General features: G+C 36.1%; 22 protein-coding genes. 5 read left to right on the top strand and 17 right to left on the bottom strand.

Translation table 11 applies throughout. The features are described from left to right. Positions 1-17: 17 nt before the first annotated feature. The 12 genes from MKY13_RS03775 to MKY13_RS03720 form a co-directional block, all read right to left on the bottom strand. Complete coding sequence (locus tag MKY13_RS03775; protein WP_339215389.1) at positions 18-1136, bottom strand: N-acetyldiaminopimelate deacetylase; 1119 nt, start codon at positions 1134-1136, stop codon at positions 18-20. Positions 1137-1150: 14 nt separating this feature from the next. Then, the gene (gene dapD / locus MKY13_RS03770) at positions 1151-1864 is read right to left on the bottom strand and encodes a 2,3,4,5-tetrahydropyridine-2,6-dicarboxylate N-acetyltransferase (protein WP_191698566.1); all 714 of its coding nucleotides are present in this window, start codon (positions 1862-1864) and stop codon (positions 1151-1153) included. A 74-nt stretch (positions 1865-1938) separates the two neighbouring features. After that, positions 1939-2844, bottom strand: a complete 906-nt coding sequence (locus MKY13_RS03765) for a LysR family transcriptional regulator (RefSeq protein ID WP_339215387.1) — start codon at positions 2842-2844, stop codon at positions 1939-1941. A gap of 71 nt (positions 2845-2915) precedes the next feature. Then, on the bottom strand, positions 2916-3359 hold the full coding sequence (gene cbpB / locus MKY13_RS03760) for a cyclic-di-AMP-binding protein CbpB (RefSeq protein ID WP_191698568.1): 444 nt from the start codon (positions 3357-3359) through the stop codon (positions 2916-2918). A 212-nt stretch (positions 3360-3571) separates the two neighbouring features. Beyond that, a complete protein-coding gene (locus tag MKY13_RS03755) occupies positions 3572-3802 on the bottom strand; it encodes a short-chain dehydrogenase (protein WP_191698569.1) in 231 nt (76 codons plus the stop codon). 61 nt (positions 3803-3863) lie between these two features. After that, positions 3864-4631 (bottom strand): 2,4-dienoyl-CoA reductase, encoded by a 768-nt coding sequence (fadH, locus tag MKY13_RS03750; protein WP_191698570.1) that lies wholly within the window; start codon positions 4629-4631, stop codon positions 3864-3866. 509 nt (positions 4632-5140) lie between these two features. Further along, positions 5141-7300: an RNA degradosome polyphosphate kinase gene (locus MKY13_RS03745; RefSeq protein WP_191698571.1), complete on the bottom strand. Its 2160-nt coding sequence runs from the start codon at positions 7298-7300 to the stop codon at positions 5141-5143. A gap of 2 nt (positions 7301-7302) precedes the next feature. Then, entirely contained in the window at positions 7303-8844 is a 1542-nt protein-coding gene (locus MKY13_RS03740; protein WP_191698572.1) for a Ppx/GppA family phosphatase, read from the bottom strand. A gap of 155 nt (positions 8845-8999) precedes the next feature. Continuing rightward, positions 9000-9905, bottom strand: coding sequence for a chemotaxis protein (locus MKY13_RS03735; RefSeq protein WP_191698573.1), 906 nt, complete (start codon positions 9903-9905; stop codon positions 9000-9002). A gap of 91 nt (positions 9906-9996) precedes the next feature. Continuing rightward, positions 9997-10863: an NAD(P)-dependent oxidoreductase gene (locus MKY13_RS03730; RefSeq protein ID WP_191698574.1), complete on the bottom strand. Its 867-nt coding sequence runs from the start codon at positions 10861-10863 to the stop codon at positions 9997-9999. A 215-nt stretch (positions 10864-11078) separates the two neighbouring features. Continuing rightward, positions 11079-11282 carry an aspartyl-phosphate phosphatase Spo0E family protein gene (locus tag MKY13_RS03725; RefSeq protein WP_191698575.1) on the bottom strand — a complete coding sequence of 68 codons (204 nt, stop codon included), beginning with the start codon at positions 11280-11282 and terminating at the stop codon, positions 11079-11081. Between the two features lie 92 nt (positions 11283-11374). Then, positions 11375-11563, bottom strand: a complete 189-nt coding sequence (locus tag MKY13_RS03720) for a hypothetical protein (protein ID WP_191698576.1) — start codon at positions 11561-11563, stop codon at positions 11375-11377. A gap of 177 nt (positions 11564-11740) precedes the next feature. On the opposite strand from MKY13_RS03720, the gene MKY13_RS03715 reads away from it, so the two are divergent. The 3 genes from MKY13_RS03715 to MKY13_RS03705 all read left to right on the top strand — a co-directional run bounded on the left by MKY13_RS03715 (position 11741) and on the right by MKY13_RS03705 (position 13377). Next, positions 11741-11926: a DUF2187 family protein gene (locus MKY13_RS03715; protein ID WP_191698577.1), complete on the top strand. Its 186-nt coding sequence runs from the start codon at positions 11741-11743 to the stop codon at positions 11924-11926. An 85-nt stretch (positions 11927-12011) separates the two neighbouring features. After that, on the top strand, positions 12012-12623 hold the full coding sequence (locus tag MKY13_RS03710; RefSeq protein WP_225231068.1) for a type II CAAX endopeptidase family protein: 612 nt from the start codon (positions 12012-12014) through the stop codon (positions 12621-12623). 61 nt (positions 12624-12684) lie between these two features. Continuing rightward, positions 12685-13377 (top strand): chemotaxis protein, encoded by a 693-nt coding sequence (locus MKY13_RS03705; RefSeq protein ID WP_191698578.1) that lies wholly within the window; start codon positions 12685-12687, stop codon positions 13375-13377. Positions 13378-13490: 113 nt separating this feature from the next. Here the strand turns inward: MKY13_RS03705 and MKY13_RS03700 are convergent, their stop codons facing one another. Together MKY13_RS03700 and MKY13_RS03695 are read right to left on the bottom strand one after the other, a co-directional pair. Then, a complete protein-coding gene (locus MKY13_RS03700; RefSeq protein WP_191698579.1) occupies positions 13491-13937 on the bottom strand; it encodes a MarR family transcriptional regulator in 447 nt (148 codons plus the stop codon). A gap of 64 nt (positions 13938-14001) precedes the next feature. After that, positions 14002-15462 (bottom strand): ATP-binding protein, encoded by a 1461-nt coding sequence (locus tag MKY13_RS03695; RefSeq protein WP_191698580.1) that lies wholly within the window; start codon positions 15460-15462, stop codon positions 14002-14004. A gap of 166 nt (positions 15463-15628) precedes the next feature. On the opposite strand from MKY13_RS03695, the gene MKY13_RS03690 reads away from it, so the two are divergent. After that, positions 15629-17362 carry a B12-binding domain-containing radical SAM protein gene (locus MKY13_RS03690; protein ID WP_191698581.1) on the top strand — a complete coding sequence of 578 codons (1734 nt, stop codon included), beginning with the start codon at positions 15629-15631 and terminating at the stop codon, positions 17360-17362. 59 nt (positions 17363-17421) lie between these two features. Here the strand turns inward: MKY13_RS03690 and MKY13_RS03685 are convergent, their stop codons facing one another. Further along, positions 17422-17589: a hypothetical protein gene (locus MKY13_RS03685; protein WP_191698582.1), complete on the bottom strand. Its 168-nt coding sequence runs from the start codon at positions 17587-17589 to the stop codon at positions 17422-17424. A 141-nt stretch (positions 17590-17730) separates the two neighbouring features. Between MKY13_RS03685 and MKY13_RS03680 the strand changes: the two genes are divergently transcribed. Beyond that, positions 17731-18018, top strand: coding sequence for a transposase (locus MKY13_RS03680; protein ID WP_339215381.1), 288 nt, complete (start codon positions 17731-17733; stop codon positions 18016-18018). A gap of 80 nt (positions 18019-18098) precedes the next feature. On the opposite strand, the gene MKY13_RS03675 is transcribed toward MKY13_RS03680, so the two are convergent. Both MKY13_RS03675 and MKY13_RS03670 read right to left on the bottom strand, forming a co-directional pair. Next, a complete protein-coding gene (locus MKY13_RS03675; RefSeq protein ID WP_225231070.1) occupies positions 18099-19448 on the bottom strand; it encodes a TrkH family potassium uptake protein in 1350 nt (449 codons plus the stop codon). 104 nt (positions 19449-19552) lie between these two features. Beyond that, positions 19553-20317: a TerC family protein gene (locus MKY13_RS03670; protein WP_191698584.1), complete on the bottom strand. Its 765-nt coding sequence runs from the start codon at positions 20315-20317 to the stop codon at positions 19553-19555. Between the last annotated feature and the right edge of the window lie 371 nt (positions 20318-20688).

The following is a 20688-nucleotide window of genomic DNA, read 5'->3' as shown; positions in this document are numbered from 1 at the left end:
TTTACTTTATTAAACTATTAACGTTGTCGCAAAAATTGCTCTACAAATTGACAATTAAGCGGAATTAATAATTCATCTGGTACCATCTTCGCATGATGAAGACCATATGATGAAGCTGCTCCTGTCCAAAACATTGCACCAGGTATATCCTTTATAAAATAACCAAAGTCCTCACCTGTCATTGCTGCAGGACATTCATATGCAATAGCGCCATCAAATTGTTCGGCAAACTGTAACAGTGCGTTCGCACACTCTGCATCATTGTTTACTTCATAATACATCGAGCCGTAATCAATCGAAACAGTACATTCGAATGCTGCTTCAATACCCGCACAAATCGCCTCAATACGTCTTTTCACTTCTGCCATAGCATCTGCATTCAACGTTCTGATCGTACCTTCCAACCGCGCATTCTCAGCTATTACATTCTGTACTGTGCCGGCTGTCATTTTTCCTACAGTAATAACTGCACTATCCATCGGGTCGACATTACGGCTAATAACTGTTTGAAGCTGCAAAAGTAAATTTGCCGCTGCAATGGTCATATCCCTTGTCTTATGTGGATAGGCTGCATGCCCGCCAATACCTTTTAGATCGATAAATAGCTCTGACGTATTCGCAAACAATAGTCCAGGCTTAGTCGCAATTGTTCCAACAGGATATTCAGGAGCAATATGCAGTGCATATATCTCATTGGCAACAAGCAGTGGTTGTTCTGCTTTTAACCACTCAAGCATCGGTTCTGCTCCCCCTGGTCCTTCCTCAGCCGGCTGAAAATAAATTACGACATTCTGAATTGGAGGCTGTTTGGAGAAGGCTTCAACTAAACCAAGCGCAATTGCCATATGACAATCATGTCCACAAGCATGCATATACCCTTCAAACTCAGACGAAAAGGATAAGCCCGTTTCTTCCTGTACTGGGAGCCCATCAATATCTGTTCGCCAACCGATTAGTTTTGTAGGATTCGTCCCTTTTATATAAACGACTATACCAGTCTTCCAAGTTGTGATTTGCAAATATTGTTGATCCAAGTTTGAAATGAACTGCAATAAATAGCTTTGTGTTTTGAATTCTTTAAACCCTATTTCCGGAATTTTATGTAGGTCCCGTCTTATATCAATGAGATGGCTCATAATAACCTACCTTCTTATAACTGTCTTAAAGAATCAATAATTTCTGTTTTTGATTTAGTTTTTTCATCTAATTTCTTGATTTCACGAGCAGGAACACCTGCCACGACTGTATATGGTTCTACATCTTTAATGACGATTGCACCGGCTGCTACAACTGCACCTTTACCAATACGCACACCTTCTAACACTACGGCGTTTGCACCAATTACTACATCATCTTCCACTACAACCGGTAAAGCACTAGGTGGCTCCACAACACCGGCTAATACTGATCCAGCACCAATATGGCAGTTATCTCCGACTGTTGCGCGACCACCTAATACAACACCCATATCTATCATTGTTTTCGCACCGATTTCAGCACCAATATTAATAATCGCACCCATCATAATAACTGCATTATCCCCAATTGTTACTTGATCACGAATAATAGCACCTGGTTCAATACGTGCGTTTACATGTTTTAAATCTAAAAGTGGTACACCTGAATGACGGCGATCATTTTCTATAACATAATCTTCAATGTTTTGAGCATGCTCTTTTAATGAAGCCTCTATTTCTGACCATTCACCAAATACTACTGCATGATTTCCTTCTCCGAAAACTTTACTTTGTTCACCATATGATAAATCTGCAACACCATTACCCTTCACATATACCTTCACTGGTGTAACCTTTTTTGATTGTGAAATAAAATCAATAATTTGTTGTGCATTTAACTTTTCCATTTGGACACCTCACTGCATGTTAGTATTTTTAACATGACTAATTGTACTAAATTTTCAGCCAAATTAAAACTTTTTTAATTGGTTTCTTTTGAATAATCATAAAGACAACGTGCATGATCTTGTACGACGTCGACAAATGCCTGCACTTGACGGAGTTCAAATGTTGATTCGTAGCCTATAAGCCATGTATCCCGCGTTAAACCTAATCCATCATCCTTCTCTTTATTCGTTAAGGAAATTTTATGGACATTCTCCTCCCCGTTTAACGTAATAGAAGGTAAAATCGCATATCCAATTCCGTTCAATGCCATTTGCTTACATGTTTCGATTTGATCCACGATAATTTGATGCTTTGGATTATAGTTAAAATGACGCTGCCACCATTGCTGAATTTCCTGATAATAGTTTGAATCACTTTTAAACTGAATAAAAGGTCTGTCTGATGTAATAATATCTTCCATATCTTTAATTTCTTTATCTACTAAATACATTGTATCCCGAAATAAGTGAATCTTTTTTCCTTTCCATTCTGATTGACCGCGGACAATACCGATATGCGCTTCTCCATCATAAAGTGCTTTTACAATTTCAGAGCTCCAGCCAGTCATGAGCGAGATTTTCGTATCAGGATATTTTGTTACATAGTCCTTCAACACTTTTGGTAACCAATTTTGCCCTACAATTGAGGCACAGGCAATCTTTAATGTACCATGAACCTTTGAATTCAATGCTTGAATTGTTTCAAAAATATCTTCCCGCTTTATAATCATTTCACTCGAATATTGAATTACAAGCTCTCCTGCAGGCGTCGGTGTCAGCCCTTTTTGGGAACGTATAAAAAGTTGGGCACCCCATTCTTTTTCAATTGACTGTAACCTTTGCGATAAAGCAGGTTGTGTTAAAAAAAGCCGCTCTGCCGCTTTTCGCATGTTTCTCTCTTCTGCCAGTACTTTAATTATTTCGGCTTCCGTAGCTGTCATTGCTATTCTCCCTTTCCGTCTATTCGATTAAAAAATCGACAAAATCCATTTGGACTTTGCCGATTTCCTAATTAAGCGTTATGTTGATAAATATATTTTTTTAATTGTTTTAAAATAATTCTGCGTGTCATTATACCGACAAACGTACCTTCGTCATCGACAACACATAAAAAGGCATGGTTAATGACTAAATCAAGGGCACGTTGGAACGTATCGGAAACTTTTAAATACACTACTTCTTGATTCATTACTTCATCGACACGAATATCGGCCAATTTATCATATTCAATTCGCTCTAGCCCTAAAATCGACTCTGTAATCATTTTTGTACTTAATAATCCTTTTAAGCGATACTTTACGTCCAATACTGGAATGGAAGAATATCCGGTTTTCGTTAATACTAATAATGCATGTTCAGCGCTATTGCCACTTTGTACATGTGCTACCTTCTCAGATGAAATAATAAAGTCTTTAATAGGCATTTCTAGTAAAGCTCTGTTGTTCGTTGAAATCATGACATTCTACTCCTTTTTCCCGCTAATAACAAGTAGCCCATAGTCAATAACCTAAAACCACTACCGTCATTCAAATGTTTTGCCCTATGACAAAACAACTTCTCTCATACTTATAATACCATACCAATCAACTTTATTACTAAGAAAGGTGCCTATTCAAAAAAAGAAAAAGCATAATAAGACGAGTAAAAACGTCTCATTATGCATAAAAGTCAGTATCCTCTTGCCCAGTAATAAAAAATAATGATTCCGGTAAATGCTCCAAAAACAACATAGGATAAAATAATCGGATTAAGCAAAAAAGGATGCTCCTGAATTTCTTCAGGCACTTCTGAATCCCGTTCCTCCCCGCTATCTTCTATATTATGACCAACACGAACCGTCAAATAGTAGCCAATAAAGCTAAGAAGAAACACAACGAAAATCGTTGGATATAGCCACATACCTATCGCCTCCTTCTACGATTAGCAATAGTATGTAGCAATTAATGGCAGACTATACTTTTTAGAATGGATGTTGATTCAGCCATTGACCACCGTCCAATGTAATACATTCACCGTTTAAATAACTTGCTTTATCAGATAACATAAATGTCGCTAAATCCGCAATTTCTTCTGGCGTACCAAGTCGTTTTAATGGTACAGAATTAATTGTACGCTTTGCCTGTTCCTCTGATTCCCATAATTTATCTGCTCCACCTGTACGCTCAATTGGGCCTGGAGCAATTGCATTCACTCGAATACCATATTGCCCTCCCCATTCAACAGCCAGTGTACGCGTCATTGATAATACACCCGCTTTGGCAGCTGCAGAGTGGACAACTCCTGCGCCTGCACCCCAAGCATATGTTGCAACCATATTTAGAATGGAACCTTTAATACCGTTTTCAATCCAGTAACGTCCTACTGCTGATGAACAATAAAATGTACCATTTAAAACAATATCAATAACCGCTTTCCAACCATTTGGCGATAATTTTTCAGCGTGCACAATAAAGTTCCCCGCAGCATTATTGACTAAGCCGTCTACTTGTCCAAATTTTTCAACAGTAAAAGCGACCATTGCCTGGGCATGCTCTGGTTCACGAACATCCATTTGAAATACTTCAACATTGGAACCTAACGCTAATATTTCTTTCTTTGCATTTTCAAGGCGTTCTATATCGCGCCCGGTAATCACAATGTTGGCACCTTCTTTCACGAATTGCTTCGCCATACCAAGCCCCATCCCGCTAGATCCACCTGTAATAATAATTGTCTTATTTTGTAGCATTCCATACATCCCCTTTGCATATAAAATGAACAACCATTCATATTTATATTTTACTACAGTGGAGTGTAAATACCTACTAAAATATAAATAAATTCTGCATCATGCGCCATTCTTCTAGTTTCATACTGTAAATAAACTCGAAGGAATTCGGGATTGCCTACATTCTTTTTAATTAAAATAAAGTTAACTATTGAAAACCGTTGATTTCCATTCCGGGACTGCTTTCCCGGGGCACGGCTCCAGCGATTACTCGTCGTAAAATAAATTTCGCTATTCCCGGTGGAGTCACGGTCCCTCCACTCCAATCAACTTATTCATCGCTTTAAATAAAGTGAGATAGGATATCTACGATGACTAGTAATCATTTTAAATCAATGAACATGAACAACTTATTCCTGCAAAGCATCTAGTAAAAATTAATAAAAAAAAAGACAAAAGGTATCTCGTGACCTTTTGTCGACAATCTGAAACTACTATGAATTTTTTTATCCATAGTAGTTTCACTTTGTTTATTCCTCAACAATCGTACCAAGCGATTCGATTAAAAAGATTTCCTGACTATTAATACGAAGCTCACTATTATGATCTTCTTTATAATGGTAATTACCATTCGAGTCTTGGATTCTCGCCTTTTGGTTATCCTCTATTTGTGTAAGCATAATGCGTTGGATACGTTCTTTAATATCCTCAGAATAAATCGGGAATAGTATTTCTACACGTTTAATCATATTTCTAGTCATCATATCAGCAGAAGATAAATAAATATTATTCTCTCCGTTGTGATGGAACCAGAAAATTCGTGAATGCTCAAGGAATCGCCCTACAATACTCAACACGGTTATATTTTCCGAAATACCGGGAATTCCTGGTCGAATACAGCAAATCCCTCGGATAATAAGTTCGATTTTCACCCCTGCAATTGATGCTTCATACAATTTCATCATTAAATCCTTATCCGTTAATGAATTCATTTTTGCTCGGATAAAGCCATTGCCATGGTGTTTATGTAATGCAATTTCCTTTTCGATTAAATTAAGGAACTCATCGCGGATATCAAAAGGAGCAACGACAATATGATTAAATTTTGGCTTACTCGTATAACCACTTAAATAGTTAAAGAAGTTAGTCGCATCAATGCCGAATTCTTTATTTGATGTGATGATGCCCATATCTGTATAGATTTTCGCTGTTGCATCATTATAATTTCCCGTCCCTAAATGGACGAAACGCTCAATCTTTCCTTGTCGACGACGCACAACAAGTGTGATTTTGGAATGTGTTTTCAAGTTATTCATACCGTAAATAACGAGACAGCCAGCCTGCTCTAGCTGCTTTGCCCAATGTACATTGTTTTCTTCATCAAAGCGGGCCTTAAGTTCCACCAGCACGGTCACTTGCTTACCATTTTCTGCTGCTTGTTTTAACGCTTGTATAATTGGCGAATTTCCGCTAACTCGGTATAACGTTTGCTTAATCGCTAACACACTCGGATCTTCAGCCGCTTCTGAGATAAAGTCGACAATAGGTGCAAACGATTCGAATGGGTGATGGAAAAATAAATCTTGCGTTAATGCTTTTTCATAAATATTTTCATCTGATTGTAGATCTTGGGGTGGCTGTGGAATAAAGCTTTCATATTCTAAATGCTCCCTGCCTACTGATATTACTTTTACAAAGGCAAACATAGCTGTTAGATCAAGTGGTCCATCAATTTTAAAAACATCAGTTTCCTCAATTTCAAACTCATCCAATAAATACTCTAGAACATCGTCATTCATTTCACCATCACGCACTTCCAGCCGTGAGCCAACACCCCATTTACGCTTTTTCAGCTCTTTTTCAATTTCTACTAAAAGATCCTGTGCGCCTTCCTCATGAATCGTTAAATCAGCATTTCTTGTTAAACGAAAAGCTTGAGTCGATTTTACTTTATAACCGAAAAATAAACGGTTTATATTGTTGGATATTACATCCTCCAATAATACGAATACCGTTTCATCCCCCGAAGAAGGTACTTTAATAAAACGATCTAAAACAGATGGAACCTGTACTATTGCCACTCTATCCATATTTTCAGGATCTGGAATGTTATTTTCCAACCGGACAAGTAAGTTGAGCGTACGTCCTAACAAAGTCGGAAATGGACGATAGGCATCGACCGCTACCGGAGTCAAAACCGGGAAAATCGTCTCTTCGAATAATTCATTCACAAAGTTTTTCTGTTCAGGATTCAATAACTTCAAATCGCGAATATGAACATTTTCTTTCGGCAATAATTCATATACTAAATGGCGATAAACTTCAGTTTGACGTCGCACTAATGCTTGTGTACGTTCAGCAATTTTTGCGAGTTGCTCTTTCGGTGTCAATCCTGATTTATTTTCAGGTTTGTGGAATCCTGCACGAATTTGATCTTGCAGTCCAGCTACACGAACCATAAAAAACTCATCCAGATTCGAACTAAATATTGCCAAAAATTTCAATCGCTCTAATAACGGATTGTTCTTATCTTCTGCTTCCTCCAGAACACGCTCATTAAATGCCAGCCAACTCAATTCACGGTTATTATAATATTGTGGTTTCGCAATCTCCTCAAGAATATGAATTCGAGCATTCAGTTCCTCATTATTCTCTTCGAAAAAGGAATCCGCTTCAATATTTCTTGTCATTCCTAATTCCACCCTTCTTCTTTGAATAAAAGTTTCACTTCACTTTTGAAAACACGTTCTAGATGCTTTTTTTGTTTTTCTGCCTGTGCCAATTCGGCAATAGCCCGTTCTGTTGTAATCACCTCTATTTGAAGGTAATCATTTACTTTTTGTATTGAAAGTTTCTTTACAACATTGCGCTTCGTCATATTCAAGGCATAGATGAATTTCAGGATAGCACCAAAATCTCGAAGCTTTTTCAATTCTTCCTTTGAAATCCACGTTTCATATGGTTTGGCGAATCTTGCAAAGTAATCACGGTTTTTATAAGATGCGAGTAACGCAAGCTTCACTCGATCTAAATGGGATAAACCAGCTATAGATTGATTTGAAATTAAATAAAATGTATGCTGACTGGAAGAATCCAGTTCAATATATTCTCCTATCGCATAAACTTTAGCTGATTTTTTCAAGAGCTGTAAATCAGCATCATTGAATTCAAATAATTTTCCTTTACAACATTGTTCATAAAAGTTCTCGGTCAGTTTTTCTAATGTCGCAGCTTCTTCCTCAGAACGCCCATACGCTAAAGCAAGCTGCCTGCCGCTCTCTTCAAAAACATTATACTTATTATACGCTTTGGGATTTCCTTGCAAAACGCGGCTAATAATAAGCCCTTCCCGCAAACCTTTCTTACTGATCTGAAAACTGTCTGTATTTACAACTGACATAAGCGCTATAAATACTTCAAGAGCTGGTACAATCGTATCTGCACGATCTGAAGAGAGTCCATCTAGCTGCATTAACTCATCGTATGATAATGCCGTCAAATAACCACCAAGCTTCTTTAACTCGTTAAGCTTTATTTCGTACTGATGAACACCTGATAATGGGTAGCCTATTTTCTGTTGATGAACTTGCGCAATATTACGGGCACTACCACCAATTGCTATAACCGGCAATTTAGCATCGACAATCCATTTTAAAGAGGAAAATTGTTCCTGCAAAAAAGTACAAAGTTTCTCGCGTTCCTTTTCACTTATGATAGTATTACCTACAAATTTCTGTTTCAATGTAACGGTTCCAAATGGAAAGCTAAATGTTTTTTGAAGCTTTTTATTCGTAAACAAAGTAATTTCTGTAGAACCCCCACCAATATCTATTGTTACAGCAGAAGGGGTATCCATCGAATGTGCTACTGCAACAAAACCATAATAAGCTTCCTCTTCTTCTGATAATATATCTACATTAATGCCCGTCTCTTCTTTCATGCGGTGAATGATTGCCTCATTATTTAACGCTTGGCGTACCGCAGCAGTCGCCGCAGCCTTAACATCTGTCACCTCATAATCTGCCAATATTAATCGAAATGACTTTAACGTTTCTGCCAGTAAATTTATCCCCTCTTCGGACATTTCTTCATTCGGCATAAGATACGTGCGAAGTCGTGCTACTGTCTTTATATTTCCAAACTCTTTTAAGCCTTCATTTTTACTATAGGAATAGAGTACAAGTCGAATTGTATTTGAACCTATATCAATAATTGCTGTTTTTAAATTTTTCATAGGTGCATATCGCCTCCTTTTTCATGTTTCTAATTCATAAGTGGATATAATAATCGAATCACTATACAAAAATAGCCGGAATTACTTTTACAAGTACCCGGCTTTTTCATTATTCTATACATTTTAAAAGGAAGTATCAATTCATTGTATGGTTTTTACAAAATCAGCTTATCCATACGTAAAATTAACTCTGTAATTTCCGGCTTGGAAATTTGGTCTTCTGCTCCTACTTTTTCTCCTTTATGACGTAAATCGTCGGTAATTAGGCTAGAGAAAATAATTACAGGGAGCTTTTGTAAATCCGGATGGGTTTTAATTTTCTTCGTTAAATGATGACCATCCATTTGGGGCATTTCAATATCTGTAACAACCATTTGGACATGCTTTTCAATTTCTTTATCCGCTTTGACTAGTGCTTCCAAATAATCGTATGCATCACGACCATTTTCAAAAAACTCAGTATTAACATAACCTGCTTCATTCATCGTATCGAACAATAGCTTACGCAGCAACGGTGAATCCTCAGCAATTATGACTTTCTTTTCAGTTCGTTCACGCTTACCAAGCTTTTTCACTGCTTCTACGCTGATACTCGATTCAGGATTAATATCCACCATTATTTTTTCAAAGTCTAAAAGTAATATCATTTCATCGTTATGCTTAATAACACCTATTACTTGTGATGTCCCGCCCTGATACATATCAGAAGGCTTTTCGATTTGATCCCACGAAATACGGTGAATTTGCGTAACATTATCTACATGAAATACTACACGTTGTTTATTAAATTCTGCCACAATATACTTTTGCTGTGGATTTCGGTTTTCTGTTGGTATTCCCAACACTTTCAGCATATCAACTACCGGCAACACTTCTCCGCGTAATTGTATAATTCCCTCTACATGTGGATGTGCATGTGGAATAAATGTGACTGGAATTGGTTGAATAATTTCCTTCACTTTAATTACATTAATACCAAATTTATTATTTGCTACTTCAAATTCAACAATTTCAAGTTCATTCGTTCCACTTTCCAGTAAAATCCCTTTTTGATTCTCCAATACATGCCTCTCCTTCCAAACTCCCAGGTTAACAATAACTCTATTGTATCATGCGGCATTTATATCTACTATAAATATTATGTCAAATTACTTACTTATAATATTCAACTAATGCTTGAGTACCGTTATCTCCATATCCTTCATCAAGCAATTGATCATACATTGATTTGGCTAAGGCCAAACCTGGGAGTTGGAGATTCATGCGCTCTGCTTCATCAAGAGCAATCTTCATATCTTTAATTATGTGTTTAATATAAAAACCTGGCTCCAAATCACCCTTAAGTATACGAGGAGCGAGGTTTGATAAGGACCATGAGCCTGCAGCTCCGGCTGTAATCGAGCGAAGAACATCATCCATCGAAAGACCCGCCTTAAGTCCGTAAGCCATCGATTCACATACGCCAATCATTCCTGAGGCAATTGCTATTTGATTGCACATTTTCGTATGTTGCCCATTTCCGGCTTCACCCTGATAAATTATATTTTGACCAAATACTTCGAAAATCGGCTTCATCTTTTCAAATATATTAAAGTCTCCTCCAACCATAAGGGATAGGGTTCCATTTTTTGCGCCAATATCGCCACCCGAAACAGGCGCATCTAAACTATGTAGTCCTTTACTTTTTGCCTCATTATAAATTTTTTTCGCAAACGTTGGTTCAGAAGTAGTCATATCAACAAGAATCGTATCTTCTTTTACAACAGAGAAAATTCCGCCGGTACCAAAATACACTTCTTCAACATCTTTTGGATATCCAACCATCGTAAATATAATATGTTGATCTTTACTAGCCTCTGCGGGTGAAGAGGCCCACGATGCGCCTAATGTAATTAACTCTTCCGCTTTACTTTTTGTTCTTGTATATATCGTAACTTCGTGACCTGCATTGAGTAAATGCTTGACAATGCTTGCTCCCATTACCCCTGTGCCAATGAAGCCAATTTTCTGTGATTTCATATCTATTCCCCTTTAGTATTTTCTTTTATTTTAACAAAACTAGACTAAACTTCAATGTCAGTAATTTCTAAAAATTTAGAATACCATTGAGTATTTTGCAGAAAAACAAAAAAAGAGAGCAGTAGCGTTTGTTCGCTTCTACTCTAAAGGGGGAAATGAGAATGTTGCTGTGTTCAAAGTTATTATTCCCCCATGTTAAAAATTTAAACATAAATTTATAAATTATTTTCATTCGCCGAGTGTATTATTATTTTTGCATTTTGCGATTGATCAAAAGCATTCATTAAGCGATCAACTTGCTTGCTTAACTGAAGGGTAATATCACTTTGTAATCCATTTTCCAAGCCTGATTGAATCATTTGTTTCCGTTTCAATTCAATTTCGATTAGTAGCGCCCTATCCCGCATTGCTCTACCCAATCCTACACCCTCCTCATCATAGTGATTTACCATTATTATACTCGCTTTGTAAGGATCTTACAAAAAAATCATTAGGCATAATTCGACAATAATTATGATCTTGGATTTTCTAAAAATGTGTATTCAACGTCTCCGCCTTGCTTTGCTACCCCGCGGAAATGTTTAAATTGTGGATCTTTTACTAGATGTTCACGGAAATGTAAAAAATCACTCTTCTTAATTAATATAGACTTGACTTCTCCATTTCGTAATTGATCTAGTATTGCTTGATAGTCAGCCATTTAAACACCCTTCCTTCTTCTAATTTTCTTATTATTATCCCATATATTAACCTCCTAATCTAAAAGAAAAAATAAATAAATAATATTAAAATGACAAAATTATTCAAACTAACAGAACTTTATAGTATAATTTCAAACAAACTGTTATTTATTAGTCGATGAAGGGGTTGACTGTGTATGAAAATTGCTGAAGTTGGAAATATAATCGAGTTTAAAGACGGCATAAAAGGTGTCGTTGAAAAGGTGAATGAGAATTCAGTCATTGTAGATATTACAATTACGGATAATTTTCATGATTTAGAAATGGAAGAAAAAACAGTTGTTAATCACAAACGGTATAAAATATTAGCTAATAACGAATAATTTAATGCAAAATACCCTTTTTAACATTGAGATGATGATAAAAGGGGTATTTTTTGTTAACATACGTTAAAGGAGGCTGAATTCATTGAAAAACAAGAAACAAACCATTACTCTCCTTGTGGCATTAGTTTTTATTTTTAGTATGATGTACTTTACATTTTATGAGAGATCCGTTTTTTGGTATTTATACGCGTTTACATTGTTAGTAGGAATTGCGATAAGTTTAGTAGCGGGAAAATTTGAAGATCGTATTCCGACCTGGCAGTATTTGATTTTTGGTATAGGTTATGGAACGATTACATATGGTCTCGTAAAACTCGGCTATATGCTAATGCCTTATATCGATAAAAATGCTGTAAATGAAATTACGAAATTCCTGGATGTATACGGTCCACAAAATATTTTCCATTACCTGCTGTTAATTTTTATAGTTGCAGTTGGAGAAGAAATGTTTTGGCGTGGCTATGTACAACAACAATTAAAACAGTTCACATCACCTTTTTGGGCCGTTATTGTTACTTCTATTTTATTTTCACTTTCACTAGCGCTTAGCGGTTTTATGCCAGGTGCGTTAGCAGCAATTGTTGCAGGTATTTTATGGGGTACACTATACGAATGGAAGAAAAGCTTACCGCTAATTATCGTTTCACATATCGTGTTTGTTTTACTATTATTTTTAGTTTTACCTTTATTCTGATACAATAAAAGCAGAAACTTATCTTTCCAAATTCCGTCTATACATTAAAAGGGGGAGCATTATGAAAAAATCATTAACAGCAATCAGTACAGCACTTATACTTTCTACTGTATTAGCAGCATGTAATACCGACACAGAGGAACCTATTACGAAAGCAGCAAATGAAGAACAGTTAGAAAATGAGCAAGTTCAAAGTGATGAACAGCAAGAAGAACAACAAGAGGAAAATACGGAGTCTGCAGAACCAGCTGAAGAACCGAAAAATGAGCAAGATGTAAAAAAAGAAGAGATTACTACATTAACTTATTCTTCTAATAATCAGCCTTTTACTGAGGAAGTAGTTGAAGCGAAAAGTGAAGAAATGAATTATTCAATTCAACATTTTGAAGATTATACTTTAGTAGCCGAGGAACCTGGTGTTGATCATCTAATTTTTAATAAGGATGACAAACTTTCAATGCAAATTGAAGTTATCAATAAAGAAGAAGCTACTTTTGAGCAAATAAAAGCAACAGCAAAAGAAACAATTTCTGCAATTGCACCGGATAATTTAAAGGAACTAGATTTTTCGACTATTTTAACAGAACGTCCGGAAATTCTGAATATTACGGGATATGAAGGCGTAGTGGACGGAGAAAAAGTGGTAAAAGTAGTACTTGAGCGTTCTAATTTAATTGCCGCTTTAACTATTTACGATACACCACAAGCAGACTTAATGGATGCCTTTATCCAAATGGGTTTAACTATTCACTAAAAGATAAGGGAAGTACACTTAACAAATGTTAAAGGGGGCTGTATCAAAAGTCGATTCGACTTTTGGTACAGCCCCCTTTCTGCTACATCACCAATAATTAATATATTCTATAACTAATAGGATAGATCTTTTATAGACAAACCGAGTTTTTTTAGCAATTCTATTGCTGTTTGTTTTTCTTCTCCTGATAAAGCATCCAGTAACCCATGTAAATTTTGCTCATGCTCAGGAAATAACTTGTCCATGAATTCAGAACCTAAATCGGTAATTTCCGCATATGTTACACGTCGATCGTTTGGACACGAAATCCGAGCCAAAAACTCGCGTTTCTCCAATTTATCAACCACATACGTAATCGAACCACTTGCCAATAAGATTTTTGTCCCTATTTGCTGCAATGGCTGACGTCCTTTATGGTATAAAAGTTCGAGAACTGCGAATTCTGTTGGGTTTAATCCATTTTTTTGTATAAATTGATTCGTCGCTTCATTTATCGCTTTATGTGCTCTTGATAATACAATAAATAATTTCAACGATTGTTTTACTTCCTCTGAAGCCATAAATACCATCCTCTATTTTGAGTAATATGCTTATTATAGCGATGGATTGAAAGTTTTGTCAAAATCACTTTATATTCGCTGAAATTCTACTCTCACCTATTTTGTAGGCATGTATCGGATTCATAAATTCCCTATTACTTTGTGGATTAAATTCAACAATAAAGTTAGTACCTACACCAACCTCACTCTCAATATGAAGGATCGCATTATGCTCTTTTATAACAGACTGAACGAGCAAAAGCCCTAATCCCGAACCATACTCTTTCGTAGTATAGAATGGGTTCAACGCATTTTCCAAGTCCAACGAGTTCATGCCTTTCCCGCTATCTTTAATAGAGAGCTTAATAGAGGAGTCTTTAGAATAGAGTAATTTAACAACAATGTAATTATTGTATTCCACTGATTCAATAGCATTTTTAAGTATATTTATAACCATTTGTTTTAAACGGCTATAATCCCCCATCATTGTATATTCGATTTCTTCATCAAACTCAAATACAATCATCGCATCGGTCGTCAGTGCTGTCGGTTGCATCAGTTGAATAGCTTCATCGACAAGTACTTTCATATCCAGGCTCTTAAACACTTGCTTCTTAGGTTTTGCAATACTTAATAAGTCTACAAGTAAGTCATCCATTCGCTTTAGTTCTGATTCTACAATTTGAAAATAAGGATTTTGCTCCTCATTTAAACTGCTTTTAATCATTTGAATAAATCCTTGGATAGAAGTCATTGGATTGCGGATTTCATGCGCAATTGATGCAATATTTTGACCAATGAAAGATAACGACTGCTGATGCTCAATCTTTTTAAGCAGCATCATTTCTTCTGTCTGATCAATGATTGTTGTTACTAAAAGCCCCAAATTTTCATCTACTTTACTTATGAAATTCAAATAAACCGTTTTCCCGTCAGCGGTTTCCTTTTTTACAAAAAGGCTGGCCATTTCACGATTTGAAATCTTTTTATAGTATTGGACAATAACCGACGATTCATAGTGGCAATCTTCAAATAGATAATCATAACTGCGGTTTTCTATTTGCGCAGGCTTTCTATCCAATAAATGTAAAGCCATTTCGTTCACCGATAATATCTTTCCATCTAACATCGTTAATATTACACCCTGAGCCATTCCATTAATCAAATTCTGGAAAACGATCATATCGTTTTTTTCTTCGAATGAAATAACATTTGAAGGATTTATTTGAATTCGTGTAAAAATCAGCTGCTTCTGCTGAAGATAGTATCCCCAAATCTTGATTGGCATTTTTTGATGATATTTATTTACTAAAAATAAAGTTGTACTAGAAGTTGAATTTTCTATTACGGTGCGTATAAATCGTTCCCATTCGCTATTATTTTTATCAGTGTTACTCCAAAAGTTTGACAGAAGATGCACAGACTTTAAAGTTTCTTCCGCCTTTTTATTGATAAATTCCAAGTTTCCAAGGCGATTAAAGATAATAATTTGCTCACTCGATTCATTAAAAAGCGCTTCTACCATCATAGGCGATTTTCCTTCCAATACATTATTTCCTCCATTTTTTAGAAGTTATAGAATTTTCTGATATATACTTATTATTATTATATTATTCCATATTTGTAATTGTAATAAAATGGGTATATTCTCCCATATTGTTTGAAGCTGTTTACACTGCTACAATAGAGTGTATGAAGAGGAGAATAAAATAATGAAAATCATATTAAGTACACTTAACGCAAAATATATTCATACAAATTTAGCGATTCGCTATTTAAAAGCAGCAGCACTGCCTGAGTTCGATTGTGAGCTTGCTGAATATACAATTAAAGACCCAGCTTTCAACATCGTATCCGACCTTTTCCAAAAGAAACCGGATGTTGTCGGATTCAGCTGTTATATTTGGAATATTAATGAGACGATTGCAGTAATTCGTATGCTAAAAACGGTTTTGCCCAATGTCAAAATTGTATTAGGTGGTCCGGAAGTTTCTTACGATGTCCATGAATGGGTTCGCAAACATGAAGAAATTGACTTCATTATTATGGGTGAAGGTGAAGTTTCATTTAAAGAAATGCTTCGCCACTTCAATGGTGAGATTCCTCTCGACAAAGTACCGGGCATTTGCTATTTAGAAGAAGGCAAATTAAAAATCCATGCACAGCCACCTAAAATCGATTTACGGGAAATTGCTTCCCCTTTCCGATTTGAAGAAGATTTACCTCACCTAGGTAAACGGATTCAATATATTGAAACGAGCCGTGGCTGTCCATTTAGCTGTCAATTTTGCTTATCTTCTATTGAAGTTGGAGTTCGTTATTTCAACCGTGAGAAGATTAAAGAAGATATTCGCTACTTAATGAATAACGGGGCAAAAACGATTAAATTCGTAGACCGTACCTTTAATATTAGTCGTAGCTACGCGATGGAAATGTTTCAGTTTTTAATTGATGAACATCAGCCAGGTGTCGTATTCCAATTCGAAATTACAGCGGACATTATGCGTCCTGAAGTCATCCAATTTTTAAATGACAATGCACCTAAAGGGCTGTTCCGTTTTGAAATCGGTGTCCAGTCAACTAATGATTTGACGAATGACTTGGTAAAACGTCGTCAAAACTTCGAGAAGCTTACTCGTACTGTAACAATGGTAAAGGAAGGCGGCAAAATCGATCAGCATTTGGATTTAATTGCCGGTCTGCCTGAAGAAGACTATGCGTCATTCCGTAAAACATTCAATGATGTATTTGCAATGCGTCCTGAAGAATTACAGCTCGGTTTCCTAAAACTGCTACGTGGAACAGGCTTACGATTGGAAGCAGAAAAATATGGCTACACATATGTTGATATTTCGCCATATGAAATTTTCTCAAATAATGTATTAACTTTTGATGATATTGTCCGTATTAAACATGCGGAAGACGTACTGGAGAAATATTGGAATGCACATCGTATGGACAATACGATTGAATATTTAGTAACAAAAGTATTTGAAACACCATTCGATTTCTTCCAAAGCTTCGGCACATACTGGGAAACAAAAGGCTGGTCACGAATTGGACATCAGCTAGAGGATCTATTCCGCCGCTTACTTGAGTTTCTGCAAACGGTCAATCACGCCGATTTAGAAGTAATTACAAGCCTGATGAAATACGATTTCCTTCAAGGCCAGCAGTTCCAGCCGCGTAAACTATGGTGGGACGACCGCCTTTCAGAGGATGAGATGAAAGATGTCTATGCACGTATTAAAGAAAATCCTTCTCTTGTAGGCGAGGAATTTGAAGCAATGCAAATTACTGAACGCGAATTATTTAAACACTCATTAATTATTCCGTTCCACATCGATTTAGGAAATTACGAAGTCGGTGTACCGCAAAAGAAGACGGGCTATTTATTCACTTACTTCCGCAATGGACAACAGCCTTACTTCAGCACATTCAATTAATCCAAAAACGCTGCAAACTCTTACTATGGAGTGTGCAGCGTTTTTTATAAAGCGAAAACTTATTGCTTATTCGATTTAGAATCATCCGTTTGCTTTTCATGATGTGTATTTTTATATTGTTCTTCTGTTAAATCATTATCTTCACGGAGATCCAAATCATCCGGGTTTAATTCCGGTCCTACCTCTTCTCGCATATTTTGCCGGTCATTCCCTTTCTTTTTTTCCATGCTTATCACCTCCGTTCAACAAATTAACAATTGAGCTATCATCTATTCCACCAAAGTGGTTGAACATAGCTTCAGACAGCCTATTCGTTTTATACCCTAAAAAAGAGGGCATAATTCAAATAAAAGAAAGGAGTGAATTTTTTGAAAATAATTTTGGTGGTTTCAAGTATTATTGTTCCGCTTATTATGGTTTATATAAGAAATAAAATTAGTAAGTCAGCAATTTTATTTAATATATTGGCAGTTATTTTTGTCATCATTTTCGGAAGCATTGCGTCCACTTCCATTTATCAAATCATTATTGACAATGCTGTATTTATGACAAAAATTCATGGTCTATTTTTAAATAAACTTTTTTTAATTTCCGGTGCGTACATTGGTATATTCGTTATTTATCGATTAATGGTTCTTACAATGAAGGAGCGGTAAATTTATTACTGTAATATAAAACATCCATTTTCCAATAGAGGAAAATGGATGTTTTGCTTAAAATTATAATTAGATTGATCTTAGCCAATAATAATTCGCTCTTTAGGGTAATGGTATTTCTTCTTACTGGATGAACCACCAATTGTATAGAGGAATGAAATTAAACCAACCCGGCCTACAAACATGAGTGCCATAATTACCATTTTTCCAAAGGCGGTCAGATCTTCTGTTATGCCAAGAGACATCCCACACGTTCCGAAAGCCGAGGTTATTTCAAAAATGACTTCCATCATTGTCGCACGTGTTTCTGTAATAAATAATACCATCGCCGCCCCCAATACCATTATTATGGCAAAAATTAATACGGCAAAAGAGCGGGAAACATCAATAAGGTGAATTTCACGATTAAATACTTGAATTTCGGACTGTCCACGGGCAAATGCAATTAAAAATAAAATAACTATCGCAAATGTTGTCGTACGAATCCCCCCACCAACAGAACTCGGTGATGCCCCGATAAACATGAGCACACTCATAAAGAGCTGAGTCGCTTCATTAAATGTGGTGACATCATATGTTGTTAAACCTGCAGATCTTGTAGAAATCGAATGGAACATTGCAGAAAATACGGCTTCATGCCACCGCATTCCTTTAAATGACTGAAAGATTTCTATTATAAAAATAACGATAGAACCTAATGCAAATAACGCTACATATGTTACCGTTGTCAGCTTTGTAAATAAACTAAAACGGAATGCAGGATCTTTTTTCAATAAATACGTCTTCACTTCAATTAAAACAGGGAAACCAATTGCCCCTAGGAATATTAAAACCATACAAACAAACTGAACAAAATAGTCATGATGAAACGGCTGTAAACTCATACCGGTAATATCAAACCCGGCATTCGTCGTTGCAGATATTGCCGCGAATATTCCGTTTATTGCCGCTTCTTCCCAAGTTGCAAAATAACGCTTAAAATGAACCGTCAAAATTATTGCACCAGTAAACTCAATCATTAAAAACAATTTTGTAATTTGCCGAATCAACGCTACAACTCCGGACAGATTATATTGGTTATGGTCAATCATTATTAGCTGGCGTTCGCGCATGCCAATTTTTTTCCCAAACAGTAGCCATAGAAAAGTACCAATTGACATTATACCAATGGCTCCAAATTGTAAGATGAGCAAAATCATTGTCAGCCCAAAGCCGCTGTACGTTTCAGCAACAGTAACCGTAGTTAAACCTGTTACACTGACCGCGCTAACAGCTGTAAAAAGGCTGTCTAAATGTGACACGCTTACACCCTCTAGATGAACCCCTGGAATACGTAACAGTAAATATGAAATAAGTATAGCAATAGAATAATATGTGATTAGTATTTGGAAAGGCGTAATACTTCGCCTTTCTAGTTTTTTAAAAGGCATACAAATGGCCTCCCATATATTGTTACATTTTTTCTAGTATAATGAATTCCATTGAAAATGAAAAGAAGATACTTCATTTACAGAAGTATCTCCAAAAAGAATCGTTAACTTGCCTGTTCTTTTTTATTTTTATACACACTTACTAAGTAGCCGCCAATTACAAGGCCAAGCAGTACCGCCCAGAAGATAACTTTCCACGTAGTTGAATGTGGGAAATGCGGGTCGATAATGGCTAAACTCTCATGACCTAATGCTAATACTGCCAATTTTACCCCTACCCACCCTACAATTAGGAATGCTGTCGTTTCCAACGTTGGGTAATTATTTAATAGCTTCACAAACATTTGAGCTGCGAATCGCATAATAACAAGTCCCACAAATCCACCTAGGAACATAACAGCGAATGGACCTGCGTTAATTCCACCAATATGATAGTCACCGATATGCGGCAATGTAATTGCAATGGCTACTGCCGCAAGCATTGAGTCAATGGCAAAAGCAATATCAGCAAGTTCGACTTTTAATACTGTCATCCAGAAGCCTGAACCTTTTCCTTCTTTAATTTCTATACTTTCATCTTGCCTTTTGAAGTGATTATCATATAAATGCTTTATGGAAATGAATAATAAATAAGCGGCACCAAGTGCTTGAATTTCCCAATATTTTGCTAAAAACGTTATTAAAAACAGTGCGATAAAGCGGAACAAGAATGCTCCAAATAATCCGTAAAATAATGCTTTTTTCTGTTGCTCTTTCGGTAAATGTTTTACCATTACCGCCATTACGACTGCATTATCCGCAGCCAAAAGCCCCTCAAGGAAAATTAAAACAAGTAATACCCATGCATATTCTAATAAAATTGCTTCCATGAAAGTTTCCCTCCTAATAATGTACTTGTTGCCAAATATTCAGGCATTTATTATTGATAGTTGAAATAAATACATCTATTTTTGCCAAAAAGAAAAGACCTCTGCCTATAAAAATAGGCAAAGGTCTTGCTAAGCACAATTTATGCTATCACACCCGATGGCTCCTAACCATGTAATGACGAATGTGAAGTAAGTTCAATTAAAAGTAGTGGCCATTACAACAAGCTACTATTTTAATTTCTTATAGCTACTCCCCTTTGACAAATGTCAATGGATATTCAATTCAATTATATAGTTATTCTAACGATATTGTATTGAAAAATCAAATCTTTCTTCCAAAAATCATCAAAACTTTACAAAAAATATTGGTA

This window comes from Solibacillus sp. FSL W8-0372, from assembly GCF_037969735.1.
GTDB lineage: Bacteria > Bacillota > Bacilli > Bacillales_A > Planococcaceae > Solibacillus > Solibacillus faecavium.
The sequence above is the reverse complement of the archived record's forward strand: the minus strand, read 5'-3'. Positions and strand labels throughout refer to the sequence as shown.

Coding starts and splice junctions, on each gene's coding strand:
- MKY13_RS03775 (WP_339215389.1), bottom strand. CDS start 1,136: ATGAGCCATCTCATTGATATAAGACGGGACCTACATAAAATTCCGGAA.
- dapD (WP_191698566.1), bottom strand. CDS start 1,864: ATGGAAAAGTTAAATGCACAACAAATTATTGATTTTATTTCACAATCA.
- MKY13_RS03765 (WP_339215387.1), bottom strand. CDS start 2,844: ATGACAGCTACGGAAGCCGAAATAATTAAAGTACTGGCAGAAGAGAGA.
- cbpB (WP_191698568.1), bottom strand. CDS start 3,359: ATGATTTCAACGAACAACAGAGCTTTACTAGAAATGCCTATTAAAGAC.
- MKY13_RS03755 (WP_191698569.1), bottom strand. CDS start 3,802: ATGTGGCTATATCCAACGATTTTCGTTGTGTTTCTTCTTAGCTTTATT.
- fadH (WP_191698570.1), bottom strand. CDS start 4,631: ATGCTACAAAATAAGACAATTATTATTACAGGTGGATCTAGCGGGATG.
- MKY13_RS03745 (WP_191698571.1), bottom strand. CDS start 7,300: ATGACAAGAAATATTGAAGCGGATTCCTTTTTCGAAGAGAATAATGAG.
- MKY13_RS03740 (WP_191698572.1), bottom strand. CDS start 8,844: ATGAAAAATTTAAAAACAGCAATTATTGATATAGGTTCAAATACAATT.
- MKY13_RS03730 (WP_191698574.1), bottom strand. CDS start 10,863: ATGAAATCACAGAAAATTGGCTTCATTGGCACAGGGGTAATGGGAGCA.
- MKY13_RS03720 (WP_191698576.1), bottom strand. CDS start 11,563: ATGGCTGACTATCAAGCAATACTAGATCAATTACGAAATGGAGAAGTC.
- MKY13_RS03715 (WP_191698577.1), top strand. CDS start 11,741: ATGAAAATTGCTGAAGTTGGAAATATAATCGAGTTTAAAGACGGCATA.
- MKY13_RS03705 (WP_191698578.1), top strand. CDS start 12,685: ATGAAAAAATCATTAACAGCAATCAGTACAGCACTTATACTTTCTACT.
- MKY13_RS03700 (WP_191698579.1), bottom strand. CDS start 13,937: ATGGCTTCAGAGGAAGTAAAACAATCGTTGAAATTATTTATTGTATTA.
- MKY13_RS03690 (WP_191698581.1), top strand. CDS start 15,629: ATGAAAATCATATTAAGTACACTTAACGCAAAATATATTCATACAAAT.
- MKY13_RS03685 (WP_191698582.1), bottom strand. CDS start 17,589: ATGGAAAAAAAGAAAGGGAATGACCGGCAAAATATGCGAGAAGAGGTA.
- MKY13_RS03675 (WP_225231070.1), bottom strand. CDS start 19,448: ATGCCTTTTAAAAAACTAGAAAGGCGAAGTATTACGCCTTTCCAAATA.
- MKY13_RS03670 (WP_191698584.1), bottom strand. CDS start 20,317: ATGGAAGCAATTTTATTAGAATATGCATGGGTATTACTTGTTTTAATT.